The sequence below is a fragment of the Intrasporangium mesophilum genome, from assembly GCF_054783095.1.
Genome location: NZ_BAAGRF010000013.1, coordinates 1 through 18,796, shown reverse-complemented (window position 1 = coordinate 18,796; position 18,796 = coordinate 1). Strand labels below are relative to the sequence as shown.

At 69.7% G+C, this 18,796-nt stretch carries 18 protein-coding genes; 9 read left to right on the top strand and 9 right to left on the bottom strand.

Annotated elements, in window-relative coordinates:
- The first annotated feature begins 41 nt into the window (after positions 1-41).
- The 5 genes from ACYVLP_RS11710 (at position 42) to ACYVLP_RS11690 (ending at position 4,937) form a co-directional block, all read left to right on the top strand.
- Positions 42-1,268 carry a low temperature requirement protein A gene (locus tag ACYVLP_RS11710; protein ID WP_460627519.1) on the top strand — a complete coding sequence of 409 codons (1,227 nt, stop codon included), beginning with the start codon at positions 42-44 and terminating at the stop codon, positions 1,266-1,268.
- 235 nt (positions 1,269-1,503) lie between these two features.
- Positions 1,504-1,827, top strand: a complete 324-nt coding sequence (locus ACYVLP_RS11705; RefSeq protein WP_460627782.1) for a YciI family protein — start codon at positions 1,504-1,506, stop codon at positions 1,825-1,827.
- A gap of 2 nt (positions 1,828-1,829) precedes the next feature.
- Positions 1,830-3,053, top strand: coding sequence for an RNA polymerase sigma factor (locus ACYVLP_RS11700; protein ID WP_460627781.1), 1,224 nt, complete (start codon positions 1,830-1,832; stop codon positions 3,051-3,053).
- Positions 3,054-3,297: 244 nt separating this feature from the next.
- Positions 3,298-3,663: a YciI family protein gene (locus ACYVLP_RS11695; protein ID WP_460627518.1), complete on the top strand. Its 366-nt coding sequence runs from the start codon at positions 3,298-3,300 to the stop codon at positions 3,661-3,663.
- Complete coding sequence (locus tag ACYVLP_RS11690; protein WP_460627517.1) at positions 3,660-4,937, top strand: RNA polymerase sigma factor; 1,278 nt, start codon at positions 3,660-3,662, stop codon at positions 4,935-4,937. The genes ACYVLP_RS11695 and ACYVLP_RS11690 overlap by 4 nt, the downstream gene beginning before the upstream one ends.
- 35 nt (positions 4,938-4,972) lie before the next feature.
- Here the strand turns inward: ACYVLP_RS11690 and ACYVLP_RS11685 are convergent, their stop codons facing one another.
- From ACYVLP_RS11685 to ACYVLP_RS11650, 8 genes are all read right to left on the bottom strand, one after another.
- Positions 4,973-5,665 carry a FadR/GntR family transcriptional regulator gene (locus ACYVLP_RS11685; RefSeq protein WP_460627516.1) on the bottom strand — a complete coding sequence of 231 codons (693 nt, stop codon included), beginning with the start codon at positions 5,663-5,665 and terminating at the stop codon, positions 4,973-4,975.
- 108 nt (positions 5,666-5,773) lie between these two features.
- On the bottom strand, positions 5,774-6,757 hold the full coding sequence (locus ACYVLP_RS11680; protein WP_460627515.1) for a substrate-binding domain-containing protein: 984 nt from the start codon (positions 6,755-6,757) through the stop codon (positions 5,774-5,776).
- An 81-nt stretch (positions 6,758-6,838) separates the two neighbouring features.
- Positions 6,839-7,849 carry an ABC transporter permease gene (locus tag ACYVLP_RS11675; protein ID WP_460627514.1) on the bottom strand — a complete coding sequence of 337 codons (1,011 nt, stop codon included), beginning with the start codon at positions 7,847-7,849 and terminating at the stop codon, positions 6,839-6,841.
- Complete coding sequence (locus ACYVLP_RS11670) at positions 7,846-9,636, bottom strand: ATP-binding cassette domain-containing protein (RefSeq protein WP_460627513.1); 1,791 nt, start codon at positions 9,634-9,636, stop codon at positions 7,846-7,848. The genes ACYVLP_RS11675 and ACYVLP_RS11670 overlap by 4 nt, the downstream gene beginning before the upstream one ends.
- Positions 9,633-10,064: an RbsD/FucU family protein gene (locus ACYVLP_RS11665; RefSeq protein ID WP_460627512.1), complete on the bottom strand. Its 432-nt coding sequence runs from the start codon at positions 10,062-10,064 to the stop codon at positions 9,633-9,635. The genes ACYVLP_RS11670 and ACYVLP_RS11665 overlap by 4 nt, the downstream gene beginning before the upstream one ends.
- Before the next feature lie 47 nt (positions 10,065-10,111).
- Positions 10,112-10,969 (bottom strand): amidohydrolase family protein, encoded by an 858-nt coding sequence (locus ACYVLP_RS11660; RefSeq protein WP_460627511.1) that lies wholly within the window; start codon positions 10,967-10,969, stop codon positions 10,112-10,114.
- On the bottom strand, positions 10,966-11,967 hold the full coding sequence (locus ACYVLP_RS11655) for an aldo/keto reductase (RefSeq protein WP_460627510.1): 1,002 nt from the start codon (positions 11,965-11,967) through the stop codon (positions 10,966-10,968). Before ACYVLP_RS11655 ends, ACYVLP_RS11660 begins: the two co-directional genes overlap by 4 nt.
- Positions 11,964-13,250 carry an enolase C-terminal domain-like protein gene (locus ACYVLP_RS11650; protein WP_460627509.1) on the bottom strand — a complete coding sequence of 429 codons (1,287 nt, stop codon included), beginning with the start codon at positions 13,248-13,250 and terminating at the stop codon, positions 11,964-11,966. The genes ACYVLP_RS11655 and ACYVLP_RS11650 overlap by 4 nt, the downstream gene beginning before the upstream one ends.
- A gap of 147 nt (positions 13,251-13,397) precedes the next feature.
- Between ACYVLP_RS11650 and ACYVLP_RS11645 the strand changes: the two genes are divergently transcribed.
- From ACYVLP_RS11645 to ACYVLP_RS11630, 4 genes are all read left to right on the top strand, one after another.
- Positions 13,398-14,252, top strand: a complete 855-nt coding sequence (locus ACYVLP_RS11645; protein WP_460627508.1) for a fumarylacetoacetate hydrolase family protein — start codon at positions 13,398-13,400, stop codon at positions 14,250-14,252.
- Between the two features lie 31 nt (positions 14,253-14,283).
- On the top strand, positions 14,284-15,042 hold the full coding sequence (locus ACYVLP_RS11640; RefSeq protein ID WP_460627507.1) for an SDR family NAD(P)-dependent oxidoreductase: 759 nt from the start codon (positions 14,284-14,286) through the stop codon (positions 15,040-15,042).
- Positions 15,043-15,236: 194 nt separating this feature from the next.
- Positions 15,237-15,848 carry a (2Fe-2S)-binding protein gene (locus tag ACYVLP_RS11635; protein WP_460627506.1) on the top strand — a complete coding sequence of 204 codons (612 nt, stop codon included), beginning with the start codon at positions 15,237-15,239 and terminating at the stop codon, positions 15,846-15,848.
- Positions 15,849-15,853: 5 nt separating this feature from the next.
- Positions 15,854-18,184, top strand: a complete 2,331-nt coding sequence (locus ACYVLP_RS11630) for a xanthine dehydrogenase family protein molybdopterin-binding subunit (protein WP_460627505.1) — start codon at positions 15,854-15,856, stop codon at positions 18,182-18,184.
- Positions 18,185-18,554: 370 nt separating this feature from the next.
- Here the strand turns inward: ACYVLP_RS11630 and ACYVLP_RS11625 are convergent.
- Positions 18,555-18,796: HNH endonuclease signature motif containing protein (locus tag ACYVLP_RS11625; protein ID WP_460627504.1), on the bottom strand; the 242-nt coding region annotated here is incomplete at its 5' end.

The window sequence follows — 18,796 nt, the reverse complement described above, 5'->3', positions numbered from 1 at the left end:
GGCGCCCCCCGAGATGACGTGGCGCCGCTACCCTTTCCGCCATGCCGAGCGAGACTCGCGGTGCCTTCAAGCGGTGGTTCTGGCGTCCGCCACGGCCTCATGGGGACACCGTCGCCGACCGCACGGTGAGCTTCCTCGAGCTCTTCTACGACCTCGTCTACGTCGCCGTCATCTCCCAGGCGGCGCACCATCTCGCCGAGCATGTCTCGGCTGTGGCCGTCGCTCAGTTCGCCGTCGTGTTCGGCCTGATCTGGGTGGCGTGGATCAACGGCTCGCTCTACATCGAGATCCACGGTCGCGACGACGGACGCACCCGCAGCGTCGTCTTCGCTCAGATGACCATCCTGGCCCTGCTGGCGGTCTTCACCGGCCACGCGGCTGACGAGAGCGGTCCGGCCTTCGCCCTCGTGTATGCCGTCTTCCTGGCCGTCGTGACCTGGCTGTACTCCACCGTGCGGCGTGAGGAGCGCCGCGACCGACCCGAGTACGTCGGGGAGACGGGTCGCTACGTGACCGGGATGAGCGTCGCGGTCGTCGTGATCCTCGGCAGCGCCTTCCTGCCCGCCGGGCCTCGGATGCTCGCCTGGGCGGCAGTCGTCGTCGTGTGGTGCGCCTTCATGTTCGCGTTCGGTCGAGCGACGGTGAGCCTCAACCGCGGCATGCCGCCCACCGATTCGCTCGTCGAGCGGTTCGGGCTGTTCACCATCATCGTGCTCGGCGAGGTCGTGTTCGGCGTGGTCAACGGGACGTCGTCGGCAGAGCACGACGTCAAGACGATCACCACGGGGCTGATCGCCTTGTGGATCGGGCTGGGCCTGTGGTGGATCTACTTCGACCTCGTCGGCCGCCGGTTGCCCCGGGACGAGGGTCCCGCCATCGCGAGCTGGCTGCTCAGCCACCTGCCCATCACGCTGTCGGTCGCCGGTGCCGGCGCGGCGATGGTCAGCCTCATCGAGCACGCACACGAGTCGCGGACACCGGCGAGCACCGCGTGGCTGCTGGCCGGCGCCGTCGCCGTCGGGCTCCTCGCGCTGTCCGTCACCGAGCGGACGCTCGAAGACGCCCGGCTGCTGTCCGCCGTCTACCAGCCGGTGAGCGTGGCCATGTGGGCCGGGGCGGCCGCGGCGCTGTTGGTCGGCTGGGCGCGGCCCGCGCCCTGGCTGCTGGCGCTGCTGCTCGTGGCGATCCTCTGCGTGCTGTGGGTCTTCGCCGTTCGCCGGTTCCTGAGCGCGAACGCGTGGGGCCAGGAGCAGTCCCACGCCGGCTAAGCGCACTCGGCTGACCCGCGGGCGGGCCGGAGCGGCATACCCGACTTGTCCGGGGCGGCAGCACGAGCCAGCGCGAGCCAGTTCGCGTCAGGAAGGCCGGCAGGAAGGCCAGCAGGAAGGCCGGTTGGACGTCCTGAGAAGATTCCGGCAGGGGTGTCCGATCGGGGCGCTCGCGTTCGTAGAAGGGGTGAGCGGCCGCCACGACGGCGGCCCCGAACCACAGGAGATGACGAAGATGCAGTACCTGGTTTCCGTGATCGACGACCTCACCGGCTCCGCGACCTCCAGCGAGATGGCCGCCATCGACGAGTTCAACGAGGGGCTCCAGGCCGCGGGCCACTGGGTCTTCGCGGGTGGCCTCGGGGCGCCGAGCACGGCCACGGTCATCGACAACCGTGACGGTGAGGCGATCTTCACAGACGGCCCCTTCGTGGAGACGAAGGAGTACCTCGTCGGCTTCTGGATCATCGAGGCCACCGACCTCGACGTCGCGCTGAAGCTCGCCGCGGAGGGATCGAAAGCCTGCAACCGCAAGGTCGAGGTGCGCCCGTTCCAGTGAGCGTGGCCGACGCGCGGGTGGCGATCACCCAGGCCCACCACGACGAATGGGCTCGGGTCGTCGCGGCTCTGACCAGGCGGTTCGGTGACCTCGACATCGCGGAGGAGGCGGCGGCCGAGGCGTTCGCGACCGCCGTGGAGCGGTGGCCGAGCCACGGCATACCTCCCAACCCCGGTGCGTGGCTGACGATGACCGCCAACCGCAAGGCCATCGACCGGATCCGGCGCGAGAGCAAGCGGGACGACAAGCACAGGGAGGCTCAGATGCTGTCCGACGAGCGGCCTGAGCCCCGCGGCGCCCTCGACGACGATCGTCTCCGTCTGGTCTTCACGTGCTGCCACCCGGCGCTCGCGATGGACACGCGGGTGGCGCTGACCCTGCGCATGGTCGGCGGGCTGACCGTGAGCGAGATCGCGCGCGCGTTCCTGGTCCAGGACGCTGCCATGCGCCGGCGGATCACGCGCGCCAAGGACAAGATCAAGGCGGCGCGCATCCCTTACCGCGTGCCGTCCGCGGAGGAGCTCCCGGCTCGCGTCGCCGGCGTGCTCGCCGTGCTCTTCCTCGTCTTCAACGAGGGCTACCTGGCGACCGGACCCGAGGCCGACCCGGTTCGCCACGACCTGACGGCCGAGGCGATCCGGCTGACCCGCCTGGTCCGAGCCCTCCTGCCGAACGACGGTGAGGTGGCCGGGCTGCTCGCACTGATGCTGCTCACCGAGGCCCGTCGGGATGCGCGCGTCTCGTCGACCGGAGAGCTGGTGCCCCTCGACGAGCAGGACCGCGGGGCGTGGGATGCCGCACTGGTCGAGGAGGGGCACCGGCTGGTGCGCGAGCGGCTGGCCACCGGGGCTGCTCCGGGGCGTTACCAGATCCTCGCCGCGATCAACGCGGTGCACACCTCAGCGCGTGACGTCCGGGACACCGACTGGTCGCAGGTCGTTGCCCTCTACGACCAGCTCGTCCGCCTCGGCCCGTCGCCGATCATCGCTCTCAACCGGGCCGTCGCGGTCGCCGAGCTGGACGGCCCGGACGTTGCCCTGGCGATCCTCGACCGGCTCGATGACCGCCTGGCCGGCTACCACGCCTTCCATGCAGCCCGCGCGGACCTGCTTCGCCGCGTCGGGCGTAGCCAGGAGGCGCGCGCCGCGTACGACGAGGCCATCAGGCTCGCGGGCAACAGGGCCGAGGTCGCTGCCCTCAGCCGCCGTCGCGACCAGCTGGCCTGAGTTCTGAGTAGCGTCGGAAGTTCTCAGTGGTGTCGGAAGTTCGGAGTGGTGTCGGAAGTTCGGAGTGGTGTCGGAAGTTCGGAGTGGCGTCGGAAGTTCGGAGTGGCGTCGCAGGGCTCCGGCGTCGCTAGCCTTCGACGCGACCGCTGAGCACGAGCCCGGAACGCGCTGTCGGATTCGGATGCCGCCGTTCGTGGAGAGGGTGGAGGGTGGCCACGGAGGCCATCCGGCAAAGGAGGAGACCATGACCGAGTACCTCATCGCCTTCAACGGCGAGTGGGTGCCAGAGCACACGGACGAGCAGCTCCGCGAGAAGGGCAGGACGGTTCGCGCGCTGGTGGACGAGATGAAGGCTGCCGGGGTCTTCATCTTCACCGGCGGCCTGGACGACGAGGCGCCGGTGTTCAGTGTCGATGCCTCGAGCGGCCGGCCGCTGTTCACCGACGGTCCGTTCGCCGAGTCCAAGGAGCACCTGGGCGGCTTCGCCGTCGTGGAGGTGGCCGACGAGGAGGCGGCGCGTCACTGGGCGGGACGGATCGCGCAGGCCTGCGGCTGGCCGCAGGAGGTGCGACGCTTCCGGAGGCCGTTCGAGCCGCTGGAGACTCCTTGACGGGGCCTGCGGGCGTTCCGGCGGCGAAGCGCAGCGCCGGAACGGCGAGCCCGGCCGACAGCGGTGAGGCGGTCACCCGCGCCCACCACGAGGAGTGGGCCCGGGTGGTCGCCGCTCTGGCCAGGCAGTTCGGCGATCTCGACGTCGCCGAGGAGGCTGCGGCAGAGGCCTTCGCGACCGCCGTCGAACGGTGGCAGGCCGATGGCGTCCCGCCGAACCCGGGTGGGTGGCTCGTCACCACCGCGCGCCGCAAGGCGCTGGACCGGATCAGGCGCGAGACCAAGCGCGAGGACAAGCAGATACAGGCCCAGCTGATGAACGACGTCCAGCCCGATCCGGTGGGTGCCGTCGAAGACGAGCGGCTTCGACTGATCTTCACCTGCTGCCACCCGGCGCTCGCACCGGAGGTCCGCGTGGCTCTGACGCTGCGCCTGGTCGGCGGTCTCACCGTGGCGGAGATCGCCCGCGCCTTCCTGGTGCAGGAGGCCACCCTCGGGCAGCGGATCACCCGTGCGAAGGCCAAGATCAAGGCGGCCCGCATCCCATACCGGGTGCCCAGCGCGGAGGATCTGCCGCGACGGGTCTCCGGCGTGCTGGCCGTCCTCTATCTCGTCTTCAACGAGGGCTACCTGGCGAGCGGCCCGGACACGGACCCGGTGCGACACGACCTGATCGGCGAGGCCATTCGCCTCGCCCGGCTGCTTCGTGAGCTCCTGCCGGACGACGGCGAGGTGGCCGGCCTGCTGGCGCTGATGCTGCTGATCGAAGCTCGTCACACCGCCCGCGTCTCGCCGGCCGGCGAGCTGGTCACCCTCGACGAGCAGGACCGTGGAGCCTGGGACGCCGTGCTGGTCGCCGAGGGTCATCGGCTGGTGATGGAGCGCATGGCCTCGGGCCAGCCCCCGGGCCCGTATCAGCTCCTGGCCGCCATCAACGCCGTGCACAGCGAGGCCCGCGACGTCCGCGACACCGACTGGTCGCTCATCGTGACCCTCTATGACCGGCTCGTTCGTCTCGACCCGTCGCCGATCGTCGCCCTCAACCGAGCCGTTGCCGTCGCGGAGCTCGACGGTCCCGACGTCGCTCTCGCGATCGTCGACCGCCTCCAGAGCGCGCTGGTCGACTACCACGCGTACTTCGTGGTCCGAGCCGACCTGCTGCGCCGGCTGGGCCGCGACCAGGAGTCCCGGGCGGCATACGACAGAGCCATCGAGCTGGCGGGCAACACCGCCGAGCGGGCGTTGCTGACCCGCCGCCGTGACCAGCTCGGCTGATCCTCAGCTCGGCTGATCCTCAGCTCGGCTGATCCTCAGCTGGTCGTCGATCCCCGGCCGAGCGCCTTGCGCAGCCACAGCTCGATGCCCGCGATGTGCACGGTCGACCACGACCGAGCGACATCGGGCTCGCGGGCCGCGATGGCATCGACGATGGCGTGGTGCTCGGCCATGGTGCGCTCGACGGCGTCGGTCTGGGTCAGGCCGCGCCACACCCGCGCCCGCTGCGTCGGGCCGGTCAGGCTGTCCAGCAGCGAGCCGATGACGGGGTTGCCGGAGCCGTTGGCGATCGTGCGGTGGAACTCCATGTCGGCGGCCACGAGGTCGTCGATCGAGGGCGCCTCGTCGATCGCGGCGAGCTGAGCGCGCAGCGCCACGATGGCCTCGTCGCTCATGCGCAGCGCCGCCATGGCGGTCGCGGCCGGCTCGATGATGCGGCGGACCTCGAGGAACTGCAGGACGGTGTCGTCCTGGTGGAAGTCGACGACGAACTCCATCGCGCCCATGAGCAGCGACGGCTGCAGGCTCGTCACATAGGTTCCGTCGCCTTGCCGGACGTCGAGCACGTGGATGAGGGAGAGGGCTTTGACCGCCTCGCGAAGGCTGTTTCGGGACAGGCCGAGCCGGTCCGCGAGGTCGGCCTCGCGAGGCAGCCGGTCGCCCGGCCGCAGGTCGCCGGAGACGATCATCTCCTTGATCTTGGTGATCGCCTCATCGGTCACGGCCATGGGAGTCAGCCTTCTGCGCTGTGGGTGGGTGGGACTGCTTGCAGCGTAGGGCAGCCGGGCGTGCGCCCAAGGGGGGCGGCGACACGCCCGGCTGCCCTACGGAGGGGGTCACTGGTAGAGGACGGCCTGGATCTTCGGGTCGTTGATGTTCGTCTTGTCGTACCAGTAGAAGCCCGTGTCGATCGACTTCTCTAGGCTCTCGCCCTTGATCGCCTTCATGGCGGCCTTGACGAGCTCCTCGCCCATGCCGACCGGGTTCTGCGTGATGGCGCCGGCCATGAGACCGGAGTTGATCGCGTCGATCTGGGCCTTGCCGGAGTCGAAGCCGACGATGGTGATGCCGGTCTTGCCCGACTCCTGGACACCCTTGACGACGCCGATGGCCGAGCCCTCGTTGGAGCCGTAGATGCCCTTGACGTCCGGGTTGGCGGCGATGATCGACTTGGTGATGTCGGCGGACTTCGCCTGGTCGCCGTCGCCGTACTGGACAGGCAGCAGTGTGATGCCGGGAGCGTTGGCCTTCATCCAGTCGATGAAGCCGTCGCGACGCTGCTGGCCCGTGAGGCTCGTCTGGTCGTGGACGACCATGGCGACCTTGCCCTGGCCGCCGAGCAGCTCGGACATGTGCTTGGCCGCCTCGGCAGCGGCCGCCTTGTTGTCGGTGGCAGCGGTCGTCAGGGGCACGTCGGACTCGACGCCGGAGTCGAAGGCGATGACCGGGATGTTCTGCGACTTCGCCTGCTGCAGAAGGCCTTCGGCCGCCTTGGAGTCGAGCGCGGCGAAGCCGAGCGCGGCCGGCTTCTTCGCGATGGCGTTGGTCAGCATCGTGATCTGAGCCTCGACCTCCTTCTCGGTCGCCGGGCCCTCGAAGGTGATGGTGGCGCCCTGCTTGGCCGCCTCCTGCTCGGCCCCCTTCTTCACGGCCTGCCAGAACTGGTGCTGGAAGCCCTTGGAGACGATGGCGATGTAGGGCTTGTCGCCGCCGGCGCCGCCGGTGGAGCCCGAGGAGCTGCCAGTGCTCTGGCCACACGCGGCGAGCGCGAGGGCGAGCGCGGAGACTGCCGCGGCCGTCAGGACATGACGTCTGCGCATGGTGGTACTCACTTTCTACAGTGGGTTTCTTACCGTGGTGAATGGCCAGCTGGCCGTGGGTTTTCCGGCTCGCACCGGAGATCAGGTCGCCGCCCGCTTGCGTGCCATGTCGGCGTAGACGGCGACGAGGATGACGACCCCGAGGATGACGTTCTGCCATTCCTGGGGGATGGACATGAGCTGCAGCCCGTTGTTGAGCACGGAGATGATGAGGGCGCCGATGACGGTCCCGACGATCGACCCCTTGCCGCCGGCGAGCGAGGTGCCGCCGATGACGACGGCCGCGATGGCCTGCAGCTCGTAGCCGGCCCCGGTCGCCGGCTGGGCCGACCCGAGCCGGGCCGAGATCATCACGCCCGCCAGGCCCGTGAAGAGACCCGCGAGGGTGTAGATGACGATCTTCCACCGGGCGACGTTGATGCCCGAGAGCGCGGTCGCCTCCTCGTTGCTGCCGATGGCGAACGTGTAGCGGCCGAGGATGGTGCGGCGGATGAGTATGCCGGCGACGATGGTCGCGATGATGAGCACGAGGACGGCGTTGGGGAAGTTCACCCCGGGGATGAGGTTGCCCGTCGACAGCTGGAGGTAGCCCGGGGAGTCGTTGAAGTAGATGGGCGCGCTGTGCGAGACCACCAGGGCCAGGCCCTGCGCGACGAGCATCATCGCGAGGGTTGCGATGAAGGGCGGCAGGCCCAGTCGGGCGACGTTGACACCGTTGACGAGGCCGATGAGCCCGCCGAAGGCGATGGTGAGCAGGACTCCGACCGGCCACGGGATGTGCCAGTTGACGATGAACTGGCCCGCCATGACCGCGCACAGGGCCATCCCGGTGCCGATCGACAGGTCGATGCCGCCGGTGATGATGACGAACGTCGTGCCGAGAGCAAGCAGGCCGATCACGACGGTCGAGAAGAGGACGTTGACGATGTTGCCGTAGGTCAGGAACGTCGGGCTGGCGACCGAGAAGAAGATGCCGATGACGACCAGACTGGCGAACGCGAGCAGCTGCTGGAGCCGGTCGCGCAGGGTGGAGGTCGGACCGGTCGGTGGCGCGCTCACGGCGCGCGTCGGCGACGTGGTGTCAGTGGTCATGGCTGTCCTGCCTCGTATGCCGTGTGGTCGGGCTTCGGGTCGACCGTGCGGTCGAGGTCGGGCTCGTGGGACTCGTGGGAAGCGTTGGGCCCACCGGGCTGGTCGGGCTGGTCGGGCTGGTCTGGCTGGTCTGGCTCGTCTGGCTCGTCTGGCTCGTCTGGCTCGTCTGGTCGCAGGGTGGCCAGGTGCATCACGCGCTCCTGCGTCGCCTCGTGGTGCGACAGCTCTCCGGTGATGCGGCCCTCGCTCATGACAACGACCCGGTGGGCCATGCGCAGCACCTCGGGCAGCTCGGACGAGATCATGATGATCGACTTCCCTTGCGCGGCAAGGTCGTTCAGGAGACGGTAGATCTCCTCCTTGGCGCCGACGTCGATGCCGCGGGTCGGCTCGTCGAAGATGAGCACGTCGCAGTCCTTGGTCAGCCACTTGGCGATGACGACCTTCTGCTGGTTGCCGCCGGAGAGGTTGCGCACCGCCTGGCGGGTCGACGGGGTCTTGATGGCCAGACCTGCCACCGACTGCGCCGCCGCGGCAGCGACCGCCTTGTCGCTGACGAACCCCCTCCGGGAGAACCGGTCGGCGAGCGAGGACAGCGCGATGTTGGTCTGCACCGACTGCTCGAGCATGAGACCCAGGCGCTTGCGGTCCTCGGAGAGGTAGCCGATGCCGAGCTCCGCCGCCCTGGCGGGGTTGGCGATCTGGACCTGGCTCCCGCGGAGCGTGACGCTGCCTGCGCTCACCGGGTCGGCGCCGACCAGCGCCCGGGCGACCTCGGTGCGGCCGGCGCCCATGAGGCCCGCGAAGCCGAGGATCTCGCCCCGGCGCAGCTCGAAGGTGACGTCGCGCAGCAGCGACTTGGTCGACAGCCCGCGCACCTCGAGGACCGGCTCACGGTCGTCGCGGACGTTCTCGGGTCGTGCCTCGGTCTGGATAGTGCGTCCGACCATCATCGAGATGACCTGGGGGAGCGAGGTGCCCGCGGTGTCGACCGTGCCGACATAGCTTCCGTCGCGCAGCACGGTGATGCGTTGCGAGATCTCCTTGAGCTCGTCCATCCGGTGGGAGATGTAGATGACGCCGGTCGTGGGGCTGACGAACCGCCGGATCAGACCGTGCAGCACCTCGACCTCGGCATCGTTGAGGGCAGCGGTCGGCTCGTCCATGATGAGGACCCGGGCGTCGTGCGACAGGGCCTTGGCGATCTCGACCATCTGCTGCTTGGCGACGGTCAGCGAGCCGACCAGAACCCTCGGGTCGAGGGCCAGGCCCAGGCGGTCGAGCAGGTCGCCTGCCGCGACGTTCAGCTCACGGTCCCGCGTGAAGAAGCCGGCGCGGCGCGGCTCGCGGCCGATGAACACGTTCTGCGCGACCGTGAGGTCGGGCATGAGGTTGAACTCCTGGTGGATGATGCTGATCCCGAGGTCCTCGGCATGCTTGGGGCTCTCCGGCGTGAACTCCTGTCCGGCGAGGCGGAACCGTCCGGCGTCCGGCGCATAGATGCCCGAGAGCAGCCTCATGAGCGTCGACTTGCCCGCGCCGTTCTCACCGACGAGCGCGAGCACCTCCCCGTGGCGGAGATCGAGATGGACGTCGCGCAGCGCCTGGACGCCGGGGAACCCCTTGCTGACGCCCTCGAGCTCGAGCAGCACGGCCGGGCCACTGCTGGCGGAGCCCGTCACGCTGGAGCCCGTCACGCTGGAGCCCGTCACGCTGGAGCCCGTCACGCTGGAGCCCGTCACGCTGGAGCCCGTCACGCTGGAGCCCATCACGCTGGAGCCCGTCACCGGGTGGCCTCGGTCTGTGCCTGGGTCACGAGGCCCTTGCGGTAGACGGCGTTCCCGTACACGCGAGTCTCGCCGGTGCGCAGCACCAGGTGGGCCTGCTTGACGAGTTCGTAGTAGTCGAAGCGGTCGACGAACCGCACGTCGTCGAGCGCCGCTCCGGCTGCCGTCGCGAGCTGCTCCTGCACCGCGAGCACCGAGCCGTCGCCTGAGGTCATGAGGTCCAGCGCGGGGGTGTCGTCGGGCGGCAGCACCGACCGGACCGCCGCGAGCACCTCGGGCGAGGTCGTGCCCGGCAGGTCGATGACGACCCGGCCCAGACGAGCCGCCGGAAAATGCGCGTCGACGACGGCGACAGAGTCCGAGTGCCCCATCGCGTCGAGGTGGAGCAGCACGGGCCCGGTCAGGAGCGGGTTCACTCCTTGCAGCAATCCGATCACATCCTTGGAATCGTTCAGTGGTGCGAGCCGCTGGAAGGTCAGGCGGGATCAAGTCCCAGTCGATAGGTGCGTGATCCGGTGCGCCACCACAGGTCCTCCTGCTCGTCCGGGCTCAGCTCGCCGATGAGCTCGCCGAGGACCATCACAGTGCCTGCGTAACCCGATCCGGTGACGGTGATCGGCCAGTCGCTCCCGAACATCAGACGAGAGGTCCCGAAGGCGTCGAGTGCGATGTCCCAGACGCTGCGAACTGCCTCGGTAGACCAGGGCTGGCCGGCCAGTTCCAGTCCGGACACCTTGGCGACGACGTTCTCGTGCTGGGCGACGTCCCGCACCGCTCGCTCCCAGGCGTCCAGGTCACTGGTGCCGCGTGGGGGCTTGGCGAGGTGGTCCACGACCAGGACGAGGTCGTCGACAGCCTGTGCCGCCCGGCGCGCGCCCTCGAGCTGCCTCGGGAACGCGTCTGGCACGTCGAGCGGGATCCCTTGAGCAGCAAGGATCTTCAGTGTCTGTTGCACACCGGGTAGGCCAAGCACGTTGTCACGTGGGTCGTCGTGGACGAGCTGCCGGATGCCGCAGAATGCCGGTGACGCAGCCCATTCGGCCAGAGACGCCTCAGCACCATCCGGGTCCTCGAGGTCGACCCAGCCGACGACGCCGGCGACCCAGTCATGGGCCTGCGCGACCGCCAGCATCGCGCGGGTGTCGGCGGCGGAGTCAGCCGCCTGGACAAGCACGGCCCGGTCGACTCGCGCCGAGCGCAGCTCGGCCTCGGCGCGCTCGGGGGTGAATGCGGCATACAGCGGTCCGTGGTCCGGCGTGAGCCACGTGTAGACGCCGAGGGCGGGGTCCCACAGGTGCAGGTGCGTGTCGAGACGCAGCTCGTCCGCGGTCACGTGGTCACCTCGTGGCTGCGCTCCCCGAGCAGGCCCTCGGCGGCGAGCGCCTGCCACAGCGCCGGGTCGGGGGTGGCGGCGGCCCGTTCGACGTTCTCCCGCACGTGGTCAGGGGTGCGGGCGCCGAACACGACCGAGGTGACCGCGGGGTCGAGGGCGGCGTAGTGCAGCGCGGCCGTGGGCAGGTCGGTGCCGTGCGCCTCGCATACGTCGGCGAGTCGCTGGGCTCGGGCTACGAGGTCGGCAGGCGCGGCGGTGTAGTCGAACGTGCCCGAGGGCCGCCGGGTCGCGAGCAGCCCCGAGTTGTAGACGGCGGTCGCGGCGACGGCGATGCCGCGCTCGCGGCACAGGGGGAGCAGGCTCCGAGTGGCGGTGTGGTCGATGAGGGTATGCCGCCCGGCGACCATCAGCTCGTCCGTGACCTCGTGCGAAGCGCCGGCGAGCAGCGCCGACTCGTCCATGGAGCCCACGCCGACGCGGGTCACGACGCGTTCGTCGCGCAGCTCTTCGAGGGCGCGCAGGCCCAGGTCGATGGCAGCTGCGGCGTCGGGTGACTTCTCCGGGTCGTGCAGGTAGAGGGTGTGGACGTGGTCCAGGCCCAACCGGTCCAGCGACTCGGACAGCGACGCTCGCACCCCGGCCGCGGTGAAGTCCCAGACCCGCGTGAGGTCGCCCGGCACGTCGAACAGGTCGGGGTCGCGCTCGGCCCCGCCGGGGTTGGGACGCAGCAGACGCCCGACCTTGGTGGACACGCGCACCTCGCTTGGCGGCATACCCCGCAGGAAGGCGCCGAGGCGTCGCTCTGCCAGCCCGAGGCCGTAGTGGGGTGCCGTGTCGAAGGACCGGATCCCGCACTCCCAGGCCGTCTCGAGCACGATCTGAGCCTCCGCGTCGCTCATCACGCGACCGAGGTTGCCCAGCGTGGCGGTGCCGAGGGTGAGGGACCGGACGGGAAGGCCCGAGGGCAGACTTATCGGCGGACTCATCGGAAGGCTCATGAACGTGGAGGGATCTCGTACGCGGAGATGCTCGCAGGGTGCATCTCGGTGGAGGCCCCCGGGGTGGTCGGAGCCAGGTAGTGGCCATCGCGGATGACGACCGGCGTGACGAAGTGCTCGTGCAGATGGTCGACGTACTCGATGACTCGCCCGTCCGTCGTGCCCGAGACGGCGACGTAGTCGAACATCGACAGGTGCTGCACGGCCTCGCAGAGGCCGACACCGCCCGCGTGCGGGCACACCCGAACGCCGAACTTGGCGGCAAGCAGGAGGATGGCGAGGTTCTCGTTGACTCCGGCGACTCGCGTCGCGTCGATCTGGAGGACCTGGATGGCGTCTGCCTGGAGGAACTGCTTGGCGAGGACGCGGTTCATCATGTGCTCGCCCGTCGCGATCGGTATCGGGGCGAGGGCCCTGGCGATCGCGGCGTGGCCGAGCACGTCGTCCGGGGAGGTCGGCTCCTCGACCCAGGCGATGTCAGGCGCGTCGAGGGCGCTCACCCACCGGATCGCCTCTGGGACGTCCCAGCGCTGGTTGGCGTCGATGGCGATGCGGATGTCGTCGCCGACAGCCGCGCGCGCGATCTCGAGGCGGCGGCGGTCGTCGTCGAGATCTGCGCCAACCTTGAGCTTGATCTGTGAGAACCCTTGTGCGACAGCCTCTTTGGCGAGCCGCTCCAGCTTGGCGTCGTCGTAGCCGAGCCAGCCGGGGGTGGTGGTGTATGCCGGGTACCCGCGCTCGGTCAGCCGCGCGGTGCGTTCGGCCCGGCCGGGCTCTGCCGCCCGCAGAATGGCGATGGCCTCGTCCCGGGTGAGTGCGTCGGTGAGGTAGCGGAAGTCGACGCAGTCGACGATCTGCTCTGGCGTCATCGTCGCGAGCAGCTGCCACAGGGGCAGCCCGGCGCGTTTGGCCTTGAGGTCCCACAGCGCGTTGAGCACGGCGCCGATGGCCATGTGCATGACGCCCTTCTCCGGGCCGAGCCAGCGCAGCTGGGAGTCGTGGACGAAGCGCCGGGACGTGGCCCCCATGTCCTCGAGCATCGGCTCGGTCTCCTCGCCGACGAGGTACTCGCGCAGCGTCTCGATCGCGGCGACCTGGATGTCGTTGCCCCGGCCGATCGTGAAGACGAAGCCGTGGCCCTCGAGGCCGTCGTCGGCGTCGGTCACGAGCCGGACGTATGCCGCGGAGTAGTCAGGGTCGGGGTTCATCGCGTCGGACCCGTCCAGCATGAGCGACGTCGGGAAACGCACGTCGTGAGTCTGCAGGGCGATGAACCGGCTCATGTCTCTCCTCGTCGAGTGGGCTTGCGCTATGAAACATCCGATCTTTAGGGTGCGTCAAGTGCCAATATTGCGCCGGGTGGCGGCATGGCTCCCCATGCCTCATCCACGTGCATCCATAGTTCACGCCAACGACGTCGGAGGTCTGTTGTGAGACTTGCTCGGTTCGGCCCCATCGGCGCGGAGATCCCCGCGGTGCTGCACGACGGCCTCTGGAGGGACGCCCGTCCCGCGCTGGCCGCGCGGCCGGAGCTGGCGGACGACTTCGGTCCGGCGTTCTTCGCGCACGACGGGCTCGAGCACCTCGCAGGCGCCCGGGCCGACCTCGCGCCGCTGGACGTCGGCGGGCTGCGGCGAGGCGCCCCGATCGGTCGGCCGGGTGCCGTGCTCTGTATCGGTATGAACTACGCCGCCCATGCCGCCGAGTCAGGGTCGCTGCCGCCGGAGCAGCCCGTGTTGTTCCTCAAGCTGCCCAACACGGTCGTCGGCCCGGACGACGATGTGCCGATCCCACGGGGCAGCATGAAGACCGACTGGGAGGTGGAGCTCGGTGTCGTCATCGGGCGCAGGACCTCCTACCTCGACTCGCCCGAGGATGCGCTAGCGCATGTGGCCGGCTTTGTGGCCGCGAACGACATCTCGGAGCGCCACTTCCAGCTCGCCGTGTCCGGCGGCCAGTGGAGCAAGGGCAAGTGCTGCGCCGGCTTCAGCCCGACCGGGCCCTGGCTCGTCACGCCGGACGAGGTCGAACACCAGGATCTCCGGTTGCGCAGCTGGGTCAACGGCTCGCCGCGCCAGGACTCCTCGACCGCTGACATGATCTTCGACGTCGCGACGATCGTGCATCACCTGAGCCAGTTCCTCGTGCTCGAGCCCGGCGACCTGGTGCTCACCGGGACGCCGGAAGGCGTCGGGCTCTCGGGCCGGTTCCCCTATCTCGCGGCCGGCGACGTGTGCGAGATCGAGATCGACGGATTGGGCCGGTCCCGTCAGCAGTTCGTCTGAGCCGCAAGCATTCTCACTTCAAAGGAGCAGCATGAAGGACTTCGATGGGATGGTTGCCGTCGTCACGGGCGGAGCGTCGGGCATCGGCGCAGCGGTGGTCGCCGAGCTGGTCGACCGTGGTGCCCGGGTCGGCATCCTCGACCTTGATCCGACCGGCGTGACCGAGACCGACGCGGTTGCTGTCGCGCGCTGTGACGTCGGCGACGACGACTCCGTGCGCGCTGCCGTCGAGGCAGTGGTCGGACGTTTCGGACGGCTCGATGTCGTCGTCAACAACGCGGGCATCGGAGCCCAGGGTGCCGTCGGCGACAACCCGGACGACGAGTGGCACCGGGTGTGGGATGTCAACGTCGTCGGCATCGTGCGCGTGACGCGCGCCGCACTCCCGTATCTGCGCGTCTCGCCCAGCGCGGCCGTTGTCAACACCGGCTCCATCGCGGCGACCCAGGGCCTGCCCCAGCGGGCGCTCTACTCGGCCAGCAAGGGCGCGGTGCACGCGCTCACTCGAGCCATGGCGACCGACCACCTGCAGGAGGGCATCCGCGTCAACGCGGTCGCCCCCGGCACGGCCGACACGCCGTGGGTCGCCCGGCTTCTGGACAAGGCGGAGGACCCAGCGGCAGAGCGTGCGGCTCTCAACGCACGCCAGCCGCATGGTCGTCTCGTGTCGGCCGAGGAGGTCGCGGGTGCCGTTGCGTACCTGGCGTCGCCGAGGTCGGGCTCGACGAACGGGGTCTGCCTCGCGGTCGACGGCGGCATGGACAACCTCGTGCCACGCCCCCGGTCCTGACCGCTGATCCTCGGAAGGAGTGATGCCCGTTCACGGGCGTCGCCGAGGTCGGGCTCTGAGAACGGGGCCTGCCTCGCGGTCGGCCGGGGCATGGTCAACCTCGTCCATCGGCCCCTGATTATGACCGATTGATCCTTTTCCTCCCCGGCGACGTCTCTAGGGGCTGCGACACCTCTGAGAAAGAGCCACCTGCCGTGAAACGGCTGTTCACCTTCGGAGTGCCCGTACGAAGGCTCCAGGGAACAGCCTTCACCGTGTCGAAAAGGGAGGAACCATCCATGCCTAGCCAACTGGTCCGCAGTTTCGAGCTCAACGGCGAGCCGGTGACCGTCACCGTCCCGGACGACACCGAACGCCTCCTCTATGTTCTTCACGAGCGGCTCGCCCAACGCGGCCCGCGGTTCGGGTGCGGCATCGCGCAGTGCGGCGCGTGCACCGTGCTGGTGGACGGCGCCATCATGCGGTCGTGCGTCGTGCGCCTCAACACCGTCCCCGAGGGCGCGCAGGTTCGCACCCTTGATGGGCTCGGCACGCCCGAGGCGCCGCATCCGATGCAGTCCGCCTTTGTCGACAAGCAGGCTGCCCAGTGTGCGTTTTGCGTCAACGGGGTTGTCATGGGTGCCATCGGTTGGCTCGAGCAGCGGATCGCCGACGGTGCTACCGATGCACCATCCCGCGCGGAGATCGCCGACTTCCTGTCGGGCTCGCTACCGGGCTACACGTTCAACTACCTGTGTCGCTGCGGTGCGCACCCGCGCATGCTGGACGCCATCCACGCCGCCGCAGCCGAGATGACCGGGCGGTGAGGGGCGTGGGCTCCATCGATATCTCCCGCCGCGTCATGCTGACGGGGACCGGCGCGATCGTTGTCGGCTTCTCCCTCGGCACCGCGTTAGGCGTCCCCGCGGCCGAGGCGCAGAACACCCCCGGCCCAGGCGAGCTTCGCGTCGATCCGACCACGCACGCGAGTTCTGACGACGCCTGGCTCATCCTCACCGCAGGCCGGACGACGATCTACAGCGCCCGGGTCGAGCTAGGCACCGGCACACAGACCGCACTCACGCAGATCGTCGTCGAGGAGCTCCGCCTGGGCATGCAGCGGGTCGACTTCGTGCAGGGCGACACCATCCTCACGCCGTCGGCCCTGACCGCTGGCAGCAAGTCGATCCAGGACGGCGGGCCGCTCCTGCGGAGAGCCGCCGCGACGGCATACGTCGCATTGCGCCATCTTGCGGCCGACTACCTCGGCGTCCCCGCTGACGACCTCACCTCCGAGGCGGGCAAGTTCGTCGTCCGCGGGACCAACCGGTCGGTGTCGTACGAGCGGCTGCTCGCCCGCGCGAACGTGCTGCTGACCACGTCCGACACTGCGCCGACGCTGCCACCCTCCGAGTACCGCGTCGTCGGCACCGATGTGCCCCGAGTCGACCTGCCGGACAAGGTATTCGCCCGTTTCGAGTACGTCGCCGACGTCACGCTCCCGGGAATGCTGCACGGCCGGCTGATCCGCCCGGCCGGCCGCAACGCGCAGTTCGCCGGCATCACACCTGAGTCGCTCGCCCGCACGCAGGCGATCCCGGGCTTCGTCGCGGTCGTCCAGAAAGGCAACTTCGTCGGGGTCGTGGCTGACAACGAGTACGCCGCGACGCTGGCTGCCGCTCCCGCCACCGGCCTCGTCGTGCAGTGGACGGCCGGCCCCGGTCTGGCGCCGATGGCGAGCCTCGAAGCCGAGCTGCGCAAACCCGAGAACCACTACGGCACGTTCGTCGACGTGGCCACGGGCGACTTCGGGGCGGCATACTCCGGCGCGGCGCGCAAGCTCAGCGCGACCTACTTCACGCCGTACCAGATGCACGCCTCGATGGGTGCTTCGTGCGCCGTCGCCGACGTCCGGTCCGAACCCGACCCCGAGACCGGCGTCCTTGCGACCATCTGGTCTGGCACGCAGGGGGTGCACAACCTCCGCGGCGCGATCGCGACGCTGCTCTACGGGGGCAACGTCGACGTGACCACGGTCCACGTGAAGTACGTCGAGGCGTCGGGCTGCTACGGACACAACGGTGCCGACGACGTCGCGGCCGACGCGGCTGTGATGTCGCAAGCGGTGGGCCGCCCGGTGCGTGTGCAATGGACTCGGCAGAACGAGCACGGCTGGGAGCCGCTGGGCGAGGCTGCCGCCCACGACCTTGAGGCCGGCGTGACCGATGGCAAGGTGGTCGCCTGGCACCACCGGCTCTATGCGCTGACCGCCAACAGCCGACCCGGCGGAAACAACCCCGGCACCCTGCTGGCCGGCACGCTGATGGGCAACCTGCCGGCGGACCTGCCTGCCAACTCACGCAACTCCTCGGGTCGTAACGAGCCGGTGACCTACGCGATCCCCAACCACCTGACCGACTCCAAGCTCGTGAAGAGCTTCGCGACGACCGGACCGACCTCGCGCCGCGCCAGCACTCCGCTGACCCACACCTTCCTGCGGACCACGGCCCTGCGGTCGCTCGGTGGCTTCTCGAACTCCTTCGCCAACGAGTCGTTCCTCGACGAGGTCGCCCACGCTGCCGGACTTGACCCGCTCCAGGTTCGTCTCGAGCTGCTCGCTGACGACCCGCGGGCCACGGCGGTCCTGCAGGCCATCGCGGATGCCTGGAGGTCGCGGCCGCCCGGCGGCGACGGCGACGGCGCCGGGCTCGGCTTCCAGCAGTATGAGCGCGTCGAGGCCTACGCGGCTGCCTACGTCGAGGTGACGGTCGGCGCCGATGGAGCGGTCCGGGTCACCCGGGTCGTTGTCGCTCACGACTGCGGCCTGATCATCAACCCCGACGGTCTGCGCAACCAGATCGAGGGCAACGTCATTCAGGGCATCAGCCGAGCGCTACGCGAGGAAGTCGCCTTCAGCCCAGAAGGCGTCACCAGCGTCACCTGGGAGGGCGCGAATGGCTATGCCCCGATCCGCTTCAACGACGTGCCGCCGATCGAGTGCATCCTCATCGACAGGCCGGACCAGCCCGCCTGGGGCGCTGGTGAACCGACCATCGGAACCATCGGCGGCGCGATCGGCAACGCCGTGTATGCCGCGACCGGGAGGAGAGTCCGTCGCTTGCCAATGACCCCGGCGCGGGTTCTCGCGACTCCTGCGGACTGAGGGATGACATCGGCGGACGACTGATGCCTAGACCGCGGCGCCCGTCGGATCCAGGCGATGGTGGCTCCGGCGGGTGCCGTGGTTGCGACGTGGCGCGCAGTGCGACGGGCCGTCGTCACGTTGGGGCAGCGCTGGCGCGGGCCTCCTGCACCTGATGCGGCACGAAGGCATGTCGGGGCTACGCTGGCGACAGACCTCCTGCACAGGACGCGGCACGAAGGCATGCCGGCGATGGGGCCGCTGCGCCGGCTGTAGCCCGAAGGCATGCCAGGGCGGCGCCGGCGACCGGCCCGTGCGCGCCGTGCACGAGGCATGCCGATGGGCGTGCCTGGGGCCCCGCCGGCGGTGGGCGGGGTGTGGGGCGGGGCAGCTAGAGGTGCCAGGTGATGCCGGTGTCGGTGGTGGTGGCGGTGAGGTTGCGTTGGTGCACGAGGGTGTGGTGTCGGCCGCAGAGGAGGGCGCCGTTGGTCAGGTCGGTGGGGCCGCCGTCGGCCCAGTGGGTGATGTGGTGGGCTTCGGTCCATTGGGCTGGGATGGTGCAGCCGGGGTAGGAGCAGCCGTGGTCGCGGCGGGCCAGGGCGTGGCGTTGGGCGGGGGTGAAGAGGCGTTCGG